We start from the raw sequence: 11,651 nt of genomic DNA on the forward strand, positions 1-11,651 counted from the left end.
ACCCATCATCACCCCATCTGCTGCTCGCCGCGACGGCGATTAATTCTGCACCCTGGCTGATCAGGCGGCTGGCAAATCGTGATCGCCGGCATCTTGGGCGCATCCTCGGCCAAAATCACAATTGTCGTTCAACGGTTTCAGGGTGCCGCTTGTGTCTCCAATCGCCGTATCGATTGCCCGCAGCGGTCAACATGAAGAATCATCCAGCGATCACTGATCGACTTGCGCCATTCGCATGAGCCAAACATCAACTGTCGCACGCCAGATTTTCGGAGTGTTTTTGCTGCAAGTTGTGAACAACCAGCGCCACGTAAAGCCGCGCGGTTGTATAGCGTCAAGTCGCTATCGGGCGTTATTTCGTATTCAAAATCACTGATTTTTCTGCAAAGTTGCTTCCTTGGGCGCAGTGGAGGTATGTGGCCGGGCGGCAGGCTGCAAGAAGTCAGGCAGCGTCAGGCAGCAACACCCGCGGGCTCGTGAGGTGGCCGTCCTTAGAAACCCACACGGTTGCTCTTGACCGGCACTGGTCGGCTGTCTTGCAACACGTAGATCTCCTCGGCGAGCGAATAGACGGTACCGCCGAGGCAGCCCCGACCTTCTCCCGTTAGCGTGAAGTGCGCGCCACCGATATCTACGGTGGTTGATCGTACCGTGCATGTAGTACTTCGATCGCCGAGCGCGAAGTGTTCGGCCGGCGGAAACCGGTGGGTCGTATTCCGATCTTGATCCAGAATCGGCACGAGCATCGCCGGGCAGCAAGTGACGGACGTCGACAACTGCGCGTCGCAGGTCAGCTTTCCGGCGTCCTCGGATGTATGAGGCGCGGCGAAAGCTCCTGCGCCGAAGCCAGCGCAGACATCCGCGTTCAGTTGAGCGAGGCGGGCATGGCACGGACGGGCGGGATGCCGTGTGAACGCCCGCGGATTCGTTGCGACAGGCCGACAAGTTGCTGCTGTTGGCTGGTTTGCGCGACGGATCGGCTGGAGCAATGCTGCATTGCTGAGCGTCCGCCGCGACGGCGCCGCCGCGGCGCGAGGCAATCGGGTGCGTGGGGTGCATATCGTTGCCAAGCAGCGGCCGCAGCACGTCGAGGCTGGCCGTGGTCGGACTGATCTTGTCGCGCGTCATTTCCGGAGCCTACTGCGACGAGGTACACCGATACATCATCGAGCAGCCACGAATATGCGGTCGCATCCAGGCTCGTCGCGCGCGCCAGCGACGCCCGTCGAGCCAAGGTGGCCGGCGCCAGCGTCGAGGACAGGTTTCAGCCGCTCATAGGCGGCAAGTGCGGCGGCCTCCTTCGGGCGTCCCCGAGGCGTGGCTGGTCGGCCAATGCCTGTTGGCGGATCTTCACGATCGTGCTCGAGTGACATCAGGCATCTGCTGGACCGGAGGCACATGACGACCATCACAAGAGCGAGGCGGCGTATCAGGATTCGTACCGGGAACGGGCAGGCGACTCGGCATGCATCGCGCCTTCCGGTGAAGCCGGCTAAGACAGGGGGGAGGGGCCACGATTCCGTGCCGGAAGCCCGCGCCTGGTCTCAGATGCAACTACCGAAAACGCGCGAGGGTCCTGTTGTGCGTACCGCCTGCAGGTTGCGAACAGGCAGCCTGCAGTACCGGATACGAAGCCTCTGTTTTCCATCGATAGAGAGGCTAAAGGCCCTCACGAACACTGAGCGGGGATCATCGAAGCTGCCCGGCACGAAATTTGCGGAAATTTTGCGTCTACCCGCTTGGCATTGTGCGCGAGAGGTCGTATGATGGCGGTCTTTCGTTTTTAGCGCAGATGCAGATCGGCGCTGAAGGCGGAGTCTGACGAAGATGTGGCGCCGATCGGCAATATCTCGTGCTTGCCTTAGCCGGGCAAGGGCGGAGGATCGGTGGTAGCGCAAGTGTCGGGAAGAGGGTTGAAAATAATCTTCCTGATGTGCTTGACAAGAGTGCGATGCACCCCCATAATCGTCAGTTCTCTACGGAGGGGTGCCCGAGTGGCTAAAGGGGGCAGACTGTAAATCTGTTGGCTTACGCCTACGTTGGTTCGAATCCAACCTCCTCCACCAAGATATCAGCGTAGTTGAGCGGTAGGGAATCGTTAGTAGCCCGTGCGGGTGTAGCTCAATGGTAGAGCAGAAGCCTTCCAAGCTTACGACGAGGGTTCGATTCCCTTCACCCGCTCCAGACCGCGAAGTTGAAGCGTAAAGCGCCCATGTGGCTCAGTGGTAGAGCACTCCCTTGGTAAGGGAGAGGTCGGCAGTTCGATCCTGCCCATGGGCACCAGTAGCAAAAAGTCAGTGTCTTGTTTGCGCGCGGCGCAACCTGTGAAATTCCTTTTGGGAGTTGAAAATGGCCAAGGAAAAGTTTGAGCGGACCAAGCCGCACGTGAACGTTGGTACGATTGGTCACGTTGACCACGGCAAGACGACGCTGACGGCAGCGATCACGACGGTTCTGACGAAGAAGTTCGGCGGCGAAGCGAAGGCATACGACCAGATCGACGCGGCACCGGAAGAAAAGGCGCGCGGCATCACGATCAACACGGCACACGTCGAGTACGAAACGGCTAACCGCCACTACGCACACGTCGACTGCCCGGGCCACGCTGACTATGTGAAGAACATGATCACGGGCGCGGCACAGATGGACGGCGCGATCCTGGTTTGCTCGGCAGCAGACGGCCCGATGCCGCAAACGCGTGAGCACATCCTGCTGGCGCGTCAGGTTGGCGTTCCGTACATCATCGTGTTCCTGAACAAGTGCGACATGGTGGACGACGCTGAACTGCTCGAGCTGGTCGAGATGGAAGTTCGCGAACTCCTGTCGAAGTACGACTTCCCGGGCGACGACACGCCGATCGTGAAGGGTTCGGCGAAGCTGGCGCTGGAAGGCGACACGGGCGAGCTGGGTGAAGTGGCGATCATGAGCCTGGCCGACGCGCTGGACACGTACATCCCGACGCCGGAGCGTGCAGTTGACGGCGCGTTCCTGATGCCGGTGGAAGACGTGTTCTCGATCTCGGGCCGTGGTACGGTGGTGACGGGTCGTGTCGAGCGCGGCATCGTGAAGGTCGGCGAAGAAATCGAAATCGTCGGTATCAAGCCGACGGTGAAGACGACCTGCACGGGCGTTGAAATGTTCCGCAAGCTGCTGGACCAAGGTCAGGCAGGCGACAACGTTGGTATCCTGCTGCGCGGCACGAAGCGTGAAGACGTGGAGCGTGGCCAGGTTCTGGCGAAGCCGGGTTCGATCACGCCGCACACGCACTTCACGGCTGAAGTGTACGTGCTGAGCAAGGACGAAGGCGGCCGTCACACGCCGTTCTTCAACAACTACCGTCCGCAGTTCTACTTCCGTACGACGGACGTGACGGGCTCGATCGAGCTGCCGAAGGACAAGGAAATGGTGATGCCGGGCGACAACGTGTCGATCACGGTGAAGCTGATCGCTCCGATCGCGATGGAAGAAGGTCTGCGCTTCGCAATCCGCGAAGGCGGCCGTACCGTCGGCGCCGGCGTCGTCGCCAAGATCATCGAGTAAGCCAGTTATTCGTTGATCGACAGTTTTGGGGCTGGCAATAGCCGGCCCCAGCATGGTTTAGGGGTATAGCTCAACTGGCAGAGCGTCGGTCTCCAAAACCGAAGGTTGGGGGTTCGATTCCCTCTGCCCCTGCCAAAAAATAGCCACGTGTCCTACGTGGCATTTGTTTTAAGGTGTTATGGCGAATCCATCCGTCGAAACTGTAAATACCTCCGGCGATAAGCTAGTGCTGGCCCTGGGCGTATTGCTGGTGTTGGCCGGATTCGTGGGCTTCTTCTGGCTGGCCAATCAGCAGTGGTATGTCCGCGGTGCCGCGTTGGCGGTAGGTATCATCGCTGGCGTGGCCGTCGGGCTGATGTCCGCACCTGGCAAGAGCCTCATCGCGTTTGCCAAGGATTCGTACAAGGAAGTCCGGAAGGTCGTTTGGCCCACCCGCAAGGAAGCAACGCAAACAACACTCGTCGTGTTCGGTTTCGTGCTCGTGATGGCGATTTTCCTCTGGTTGAGTGACAAATCGATCGAGTGGGTAATTTTCTCGGCGATTCTGGGTTGGAAATGATATGAGCGATACTCCGGCATCCCCGAGCGGAAAACGTTGGTACGTCGTGCACGCCTACTCCGGTATGGAGAAGAGCGTGCAACGTGCGCTTCAGGAGCGCATCGAACGTGCTGGCATGCAGGACAAATTCGGTCAGATCCTGGTTCCGACCGAAGAAGTGGTCGAAGTCAAAGGCGGCCACAAGGCTGTGACCGAGCGTCGTTTCTTCCCCGGCTACGTGCTGGTGGAAATGGAAATGACGGACGAAACGTGGCACCTCGTGAAGAACACCGCGAAGGTCACCGGCTTCGTCGGCGGTGCGCGTAACCGCCCGACCCCGATTTCCCCGAAGGAAGTCGAGAAGATCATGTCGCAGATGCAGGAGGGCGTCGAAAAGCCGCGCCCGAAGACCCTGTTCGAAGTTGGCGAGATGGTGCGTGTCAAGGAAGGCCCCTTCACGGACTTCAACGGCACCGTCGAAGAAGTCAACTACGAAAAATCGCGCGTGCGTGTGTCGGTCACCATCTTTGGCCGCTCAACCCCGGTCGAACTCGAGTTCGGCCAGGTCGAAAAAGTTTGATCCCGATTCGGTGGGCAGCCTCGGCTGCCCACCTTCGCGCTTACGGCCCGCGTTACGGCCGTTGAGGAGCGTCAGTAGCCAGCGGCGAAAGCGCGTTATCACTCACCGAACGCCGCCAGGCGTTCCAACGAGGTTTTCAAATGGCAAAGAAGATTGTCGGCTTTATCAAGCTGCAGATCCCTGCAGGTAAAGCCAATCCGTCGCCGCCGGTCGGTCCGGCACTGGGCCAGCGCGGCCTGAACATCATGGAGTTCTGCAAGGCGTTCAACGCGCAGACTCAAGGCATGGAGCCGGGTCTGCCGGTGCCGGTGGTCATCACGGCATTCGCTGACAAGAGCTTCACGTTCGTGATGAAGACGCCGCCGGCGACCGTCCTGATCAAGAAGGCGGCGAAGGTGGACAAGGGCTCGAGCAAGCCGCACACCGACAAGGTCGGTTCGATCACGCGCGCTCAAGCCGAAGAAATCGCGAAGACCAAGATGCCGGACCTTACGGCAGCTGATCTGGACGCAGCCGTTCGCACCATCGCTGGTAGCGCACGCTCGATGGGCATCACTGTGGAGGGCGTGTAAATGGCTAAGATCTCCAAGCGCCGTCAGGCATTTGCCGCCAAGGTTGATCGTCAGAAGCTGTACGCGATCGAAGACGCACTGAGCCTCGTGAAGGAATGCGCGAGCGCGAAGTTCGACGAGTCGATCGACGTCGCAGTCCAGCTCGGCATCGATGCAAAGAAGTCGGACCAGGTCGTTCGTGGTTCGGTCGTTCTGCCGGCCGGTACGGGCAAGTCGGTTCGCGTTGCCGTGTTCGCGCAAGGCGAAAAGGCCGAGCAGGCTCGTGCAGCAGGCGCGGAAATCGTCGGTATGGAAGACCTGGCTGAGCAGATCAAGGCTGGCCAGATGGACTTCGACATCGTGATCGCTTCGCCGGACACGATGCGTATCGTCGGTACGCTCGGCCAGATCCTTGGCCCGCGCGGCCTGATGCCGAACCCGAAGGTCGGTACGGTCACGCCGGACGTCGCAACCGCCGTCAAGAACGCGAAGGCTGGTCAGGTGCAATTCCGTGTCGACAAGGCCGGTATCATCCACGCGACCATCGGCCGTGCATCGTTCGAGCCGACCGCGCTGCGTTCGAACCTGTCGGCGCTGATCGAAGCGCTGCAGAAGGCAAAGCCGGCAACGAGCAAGGGCGTGTACCTGCGCAAGATCGCACTGTCGAGCACGATGGGCGTCGGCGTGCGTGTCGACCAGGCTACGCTGGCAGCACAGTAAGCAAGTATTCAGGCCGCTTCGCTTGCGAAGCGGCCTTCATGGGCTTTGGGCGGTTGTTCGTGCAGCAAGGCGGGCAACCGGTTATCAAAGACCGTTGGTGGGGCGCAGCAGGCAGGCGATCCCTTAATTCAAGCCAACGCAGATGGCGAACCCGAAAAAGTTTTGCAGTGGTGAAGCCGCAGGCCGTGAAGCGATTCGCGGCGTGAGGTGGAAATACTCCTAACGAGGTCGGACGCCGTTGTTGAACGAGGTACGTGAGGTTTCGTGCCGAACGTATCGTTTCTGGAGGCTAACCGTGCCGCTTAATAGAGAAGACAAGCAAGCCGTCGTAGCTGAGGTTTCCGCGCAAGTCGCGAAGGCCCAGACCGTTGTGCTGGCTGAGTATCGTGGAATTGCGGTTGGCGATCTGACCAAGCTGCGCGCGCAAGCGCGTGAGCAAAAGGTTTACCTGCGCGTGTTGAAGAACACGCTGGCGCGTCGCGCTGTCGAAGGTACGCCGTTTGCTCCGCTGGCAGAGCAGATGACTGGTCCGCTGATCTACGGCATCTCGGAAGATGCAATTGCTGCTGCTAAGGTCGTCAACGACTTCAGCAAGAGCAATGACAAGTTGGTCATCAAGGCTGGTTCGTTCGATGGCAAGGTGATGGACAAGGCTGGCGTGCAAGCGCTGGCAAGCATCCCGAGCCGCGAAGAACTGCTCTCGAAGCTGCTGTTCGTTATGCAATCGCCTGTTTCGGGCTTCGCGCGTGCTCTGGCCGCGCTGGCCGAGAAGAAGCAAGCGGAAGCTGCGTAATCGAACGTGCATCAGCGTCATTGATCGCTGGCTGTATCCGAATTCAATTTAGGAGTATTTCAAATGGCAATCGCAAAAGAAGACATCCTGGCAGCAGTCGAAGGGATGACCGTTCTGGAACTGAACGAACTGGTCAAGGCGTTCGAAGAGAAGTTTGGCGTGTCGGCAGCTGCAGTGGCAGTCGCTGGCCCGGCAGGCGGCGGCGCTGCTGCCGCTGCTGAAGAGAAGACCGAGTTCACGGTCGTTCTGGCTGAAGCAGGCGGCAACAAGGTTGCAGTCATCAAGGCAGTTCGCGAACTGACGGGCCTGGGCCTGAAGGAAGCGAAGGACCTGGTTGACGGCGCACCGAAGGCTGTCAAGGAAGGCGTCGACAAGGCTGCATCGGAAGAAGCCAAGAAGAAGCTGGAAGACGCGGGCGCGAAGGTCGAAATCAAGTAAGTTTCGACGCGCTGTGCGAAGGCTGGCGGTATTTTCACCGCCGGCCTTTTTGTGCTTTGTGGGGACGTTATTCTGGCACTCATTCGGGAGCACGAATAATCGGCCCCAGAGGCCAAAGAAAACCGCCTGATCGTTGTCATTGGTCACGATTGGCGGTTCTCTTTGTCTTCTGAAGCGACTGCAGAAGGCAAGTTTGGTCGGGTAGCGGGCAACACAGGCATCCGCTGCCGTCAGCCAGCGGTTGGTAGCGGCCAACCACCAAGCTTCTCGGCTCGTTCAAGCCGTCGGACGGCCATCGGGTCTCAGTCGGTGAACACTCGGGTTTGAAACGTCCAGGTATTCCGCCTCGATAGCACCCGCCGTGATTCGGAGATCGTATGCAATATTCCTTCACCGAGAAGAAGCGCATTCGCAAGAGTTTCGCGAAGCGCCCCATCGTTCACCAAGTTCCTTTCTTGCTGGCTACCCAGCTTGAATCATTCAGCACGTTTCTGCAAGCCGATGTGCTCGCGACGCAACGCAAGCCTGAAGGTTTGCAGGCCGCGTTCACATCGGTATTTCCCATTGTTTCGCACAACGGCTTCGCGCGCCTCGAGTTCGTGAGCTATGCGCTGTCCGCGCCGGCATTCAACATCAAGGAATGCCAGCAGCGCGGCCTGACGTACTGCTCCGCGCTGCGCGCGAAGGTCCGCCTCGTCATCCTCGACAAGGAATCGCCGAACAAGCCGGTCGTCAAGGAAGTGAAGGAGCAGGAAGTGTACATGGGCGAACTTCCGCTCATGACGCCGACGGGCTCGTTCGTCATCAACGGCACCGAGCGTGTCATCGTCTCGCAGCTGCACCGTTCGCCGGGCGTGTTCTTCGAACACGACAAGGGCAAGACGCACAGCTCGGGCAAGCTGCTGTTCTCGGCACGGATCATTCCGTACCGCGGCTCGTGGCTCGACTTCGAATTCGATCCGAAGGACATCCTGTACTTCCGCGTCGACCGCCGCCGCAAGATGCCGGTCACGATCCTGCTGAAGGCCATCGGCCTGACGCCGGAACAGATCCTCGCGAACTTCTTCGTGTTCGACAACTTCACGCTGATGGACGAAGGCGCGCAACTCGAGTTCGTGCCCGAGCGCCTGCGTGGTGAAGTCGCGCGTTTCGACATCACGGATCGCGATGGCAAGGTCATCGTCCAGAAGGACAAGCGGATCAACGCGAAGCACATTCGCGACCTCGAAGCCGCGAAGACCAAGTTCATCTCGGTGCCGGAAGACTATCTGCTCGGCCGCGTGCTGGCGAAGAACGTCGTCGACGGCGATACCGGCGAAGTGATCGCGAGCGCGAACGACGAAGTCACGGAAAGCGTGCTCGAGAAGCTGCGCGAAGCGGGCATCAAGGACATCCAGACGCTCTACACGAACGATCTGGACCAGGGTCCGTACATCTCGTCGACGCTGCGTGTCGACGAAACGACCGACAGGACGGCCGCGCGCATCGCGATCTACCGCATGATGCGTCCGGGCGAGCCGCCGACCGAAGAAGCGGTCGAGGCACTGTTCAACCGTCTGTTCTACAGCGAAGAAGCGTACGACCTGTCGAAGGTCGGCCGCATGAAGTTCAACCGCCGCGTCAGCCGTGACGAGATCACCGGCCCGATGACGCTGCAGGACGACGACATCCTCGCGACGATCAAGATCCTCGTCGAGCTTCGCAACGGCAAGGGCGAAGTGGACGACATCGACCACCTCGGCAACCGCCGCGTGCGTTGCGTCGGCGAACTGGCGGAAAACCAGTTCCGCGCCGGTCTCGTGCGTGTCGAGCGCGCGGTCAAGGAACGCCTCGGCCAGGCCGAAAGCGAAAACCTGATGCCGCACGACCTGATCAACTCGAAGCCGATTTCGTCGGCAATTCGCGAGTTCTTCGGTTCGTCGCAGCTTTCGCAGTTCATGGACCAGACCAACCCGCTGTCGGAAATCACGCACAAGCGCCGTGTTTCCGCACTGGGCCCGGGCGGTCTGACGCGCGAGCGTGCAGGCTTCGAAGTCCGCGACGTGCACCCGACCCACTACGGCCGCGTGTGCCCGATCGAAACGCCGGAAGGTCCGAACATCGGCCTGATCAACTCGCTCGCACTGTACGCGCACCTGAACGAGTACGGCTTCCTCGAGACGCCGTACCGCAAGGTCGTGGACAGCAAGGTGACCGACCAGATCGACTACCTGTCGGCGATCGAGGAAGGCCGCTACATGATCGCGCAGGCGAACGCCGCGATCGACGAGAACGGCACGCTGATCGACGAACTCGTGTCGTCGCGTGAAGCCGGCGAAACGATGATGGTCACGCCGGACCGTATCCAGTACATGGACGTTGCACCGTCGCAGATCGTGTCGGTCGCAGCCTCGCTGATCCCGTTCCTCGAGCACGACGATGCGAACCGTGCACTGATGGGCTCGAACATGCAGCGTCAGGCCGTGCCGTGTCTGCGTCCGGAAAAGCCGGTCGTCGGTACGGGCATCGAGCGCACCTGCGCGGTCGACTCGGGCACGACGGTTCAGGCGTTCCGTGGCGGCGTCGTCGACTATGTCGATGCTGGCCGTATCGTGATTCGCGTGAACGACGAAGAAGCGGTCGCGGGTGAAGTCGGTGTCGACATCTACAACCTGATCAAGTACACGCGTTCGAACCAGAACACGAACATCAACCAGCGTCCGATCGTGAAGATGGGCGACAAGGTCTCGCGCGGCGACGTGCTGGCCGACGGCGCCTCGACGGACCTGGGCGAGCTCGCGCTCGGCCAGAACATGCTGATCGCGTTCATGCCGTGGAACGGCTACAACTTCGAAGATTCGATCCTGATCTCGGAGAAGGTCGTGGCCGACGATCGCTACACGTCGATCCACATCGAAGAGCTGAACGTCGTTGCACGCGACACGAAGCTCGGGCCGGAAGAAATCACGCGCGACATCTCGAACCTGGCGGAAGTCCAGCTCGGCCGTCTCGACGAATCGGGCATCGTGTACATCGGTGCTGAAGTCGAAGCGGGCGACGTGCTGGTCGGCAAGGTCACGCCGAAGGGCGAGACCCAGCTGACGCCGGAAGAGAAGCTGCTGCGCGCGATCTTCGGCGAGAAGGCCTCGGACGTGAAGGACACGTCGCTGCGCGTGCCGTCGGGCATGAGCGGTACCGTGATCGACGTCCAGGTGTTCACGCGTGAAGGCATCCAGCGCGACAAGCGTGCGCAACAGATCATCGACGACGAACTGAAGCGCTACCGTCTCGACCTGAACGACCAGCTCCGCATCGTGGAAGGCGACGCGTTCCAGCGTCTCGCGCGCATGCTCGTGGGCAAGGTCGCGAACGGCGGTCCGAAGAAGCTCGCGAAGGGCACGAAGATCGACCAGGCTTACCTGGAAGACCTCGACCACTACCACTGGTTCGACATCCGCCTGGCGGACGACGAAGCAGCGGCGCAGCTCGAAGCGATCAAGAACTCGATCGAGGAAAAGCGTCACCAGTTCGACCTCGCGTTCGAAGAGAAGCGCAAGAAGCTCACGCAAGGCGACGAACTGCCGCCGGGCGTGCTGAAGATGGTCAAGGTGTACCTCGCGGTGAAGCGCCGTCTGCAGCCTGGCGACAAGATGGCAGGCCGTCACGGTAACAAGGGTGTCGTGTCGAAGATCGTCCCGATCGAAGACATGCCGTACATGGCCGACGGCCGTCCGGCAGACGTCGTGCTGAACCCGCTCGGCGTGCCGTCGCGGATGAACGTGGGTCAGGTTCTGGAAGTGCACCTCGGCTGGGCTGCGAAGGGCCTCGGCTGGCGTATCGGCGAAATGCTGCAGCGTCAGGCGAAGATCGAGGAACTGCGCGTGTTCCTGACGAAGATCTACAACGAGTCGGGCCGCCAGGAAGATCTGGAAAGCTTCACCGACGACGAGATCCTCGAACTCGCGAAGAACCTGCGCGAAGGCGTGCCGTTTGCAACGCCGGTGTTCGACGGTGCGACCGAGGAAGAAATGGGCAAGATGCTCGATCTCGCGTTCCCGGACGACATCGCGGAACAGCTCGGCATGAACCCGTCGAAGAACCAGGTCCGTCTGTACGATGGCCGCACGGGTGAAATGTTCGAACGTCGCGTGACGCTTGGCTACATGCACTACCTGAAGCTGCACCACTTGGTCGACGACAAGATGCACGCGCGTTCGACCGGTCCGTACTCGCTCGTCACGCAGCAGCCGCTGGGTGGTAAGGCGCAGTTCGGTGGCCAGCGTTTCGGTGAAATGGAAGTGTGGGCACTCGAAGCGTACGGCGCGTCCTACGTGCTGCAGGAAATGCTGACGGTGAAGTCGGACGACGTGACCGGCCGGACGAAGGTGTACGAAAACCTGGTCAAGGGCGATCACGTGATCGATGCAGGCATGCCGGAATCCTTCAACGTGCTCGTGAAGGAAATCCGCTCGCTCGGTATCGATATCGATCTCGACCGCAATTAATCGGACT

Annotated in this window: 9 protein-coding genes and 4 tRNA genes; all 13 read left to right on the forward strand. The window is 60.3% G+C overall.

All coding sequences use genetic code 11. The features are described from left to right. Positions 1–239 (forward strand): hypothetical protein (locus ACM6JT_RS15145; RefSeq protein WP_414856782.1); only part of this gene is annotated, 239 nt, incomplete at its 5' end. A 1,741-nt stretch (positions 240–1,980) separates the two neighbouring features. After that, positions 1,981–2,066: transfer RNA gene (locus ACM6JT_RS15150), tRNA-Tyr, on the forward strand. A gap of 44 nt (positions 2,067–2,110) precedes the next feature. Further along, positions 2,111–2,184: transfer RNA gene (locus ACM6JT_RS15155), tRNA-Gly, on the forward strand. A 24-nt stretch (positions 2,185–2,208) separates the two neighbouring features. Continuing rightward, positions 2,209–2,283 (forward strand) — tRNA-Thr (locus ACM6JT_RS15160). A 66-nt stretch (positions 2,284–2,349) separates the two neighbouring features. Continuing rightward, positions 2,350–3,540, forward strand: coding sequence for an elongation factor Tu (gene tuf, locus ACM6JT_RS15165; RefSeq protein ID WP_006482910.1), 1,191 nt, complete (start codon positions 2,350–2,352; stop codon positions 3,538–3,540). Positions 3,541–3,599: 59 nt separating this feature from the next. Further along, a tRNA-Trp gene (locus ACM6JT_RS15170) sits at positions 3,600–3,675 on the forward strand. Between the two features lie 43 nt (positions 3,676–3,718). Next, positions 3,719–4,099: a preprotein translocase subunit SecE gene (secE, locus tag ACM6JT_RS15175; protein WP_034183753.1), complete on the forward strand. Its 381-nt coding sequence runs from the start codon at positions 3,719–3,721 to the stop codon at positions 4,097–4,099. A 1-nt stretch (position 4,100) separates the two neighbouring features. Then, positions 4,101–4,658, forward strand: coding sequence for a transcription termination/antitermination protein NusG (gene nusG / locus ACM6JT_RS15180; RefSeq protein WP_006400672.1), 558 nt, complete (start codon positions 4,101–4,103; stop codon positions 4,656–4,658). A gap of 140 nt (positions 4,659–4,798) precedes the next feature. Continuing rightward, positions 4,799–5,230, forward strand: coding sequence for a 50S ribosomal protein L11 (rplK, locus tag ACM6JT_RS15185; protein ID WP_006753591.1), 432 nt, complete (start codon positions 4,799–4,801; stop codon positions 5,228–5,230). Continuing rightward, on the forward strand, positions 5,231–5,929 hold the full coding sequence (rplA, locus tag ACM6JT_RS15190; protein WP_006482906.1) for a 50S ribosomal protein L1: 699 nt from the start codon (positions 5,231–5,233) through the stop codon (positions 5,927–5,929). A 295-nt stretch (positions 5,930–6,224) separates the two neighbouring features. Further along, a complete protein-coding gene (gene rplJ / locus ACM6JT_RS15195; RefSeq protein WP_034183754.1) occupies positions 6,225–6,722 on the forward strand; it encodes a 50S ribosomal protein L10 in 498 nt (165 codons plus the stop codon). A 63-nt stretch (positions 6,723–6,785) separates the two neighbouring features. Then, entirely contained in the window at positions 6,786–7,160 is a 375-nt protein-coding gene (gene rplL / locus ACM6JT_RS15200; protein WP_034183755.1) for a 50S ribosomal protein L7/L12, read from the forward strand. Between the two features lie 377 nt (positions 7,161–7,537). Then, positions 7,538–11,644, forward strand: a complete 4,107-nt coding sequence (rpoB, locus tag ACM6JT_RS15205; RefSeq protein ID WP_034183756.1) for a DNA-directed RNA polymerase subunit beta — start codon at positions 7,538–7,540, stop codon at positions 11,642–11,644. Positions 11,645–11,651: the final 7 nt, after the last annotated feature.

The sequence above is a fragment of the Burkholderia sp. IT-111MI5 genome (assembly GCF_949752865.1).
Lineage (GTDB): Bacteria > Pseudomonadota > Gammaproteobacteria > Burkholderiales > Burkholderiaceae > Burkholderia > Burkholderia pyrrocinia_C.

Bases quoted from the DNA above. Each gene is read 5' to 3' on its own strand.
- tuf (WP_006482910.1), top strand. From the start codon at position 2,350: ATGGCCAAGGAAAAGTTTGAGCGGACCAAGCCGCACGTGAACGTTGGT.
- secE (WP_034183753.1), top strand. From the start codon at position 3,719: ATGGCGAATCCATCCGTCGAAACTGTAAATACCTCCGGCGATAAGCTA.
- nusG (WP_006400672.1), top strand. From the start codon at position 4,101: ATGAGCGATACTCCGGCATCCCCGAGCGGAAAACGTTGGTACGTCGTG.
- rplK (WP_006753591.1), top strand. From the start codon at position 4,799: ATGGCAAAGAAGATTGTCGGCTTTATCAAGCTGCAGATCCCTGCAGGT.
- rplA (WP_006482906.1), top strand. From the start codon at position 5,231: ATGGCTAAGATCTCCAAGCGCCGTCAGGCATTTGCCGCCAAGGTTGAT.
- rplL (WP_034183755.1), top strand. From the start codon at position 6,786: ATGGCAATCGCAAAAGAAGACATCCTGGCAGCAGTCGAAGGGATGACC.
- rpoB (WP_034183756.1), top strand. From the start codon at position 7,538: ATGCAATATTCCTTCACCGAGAAGAAGCGCATTCGCAAGAGTTTCGCG.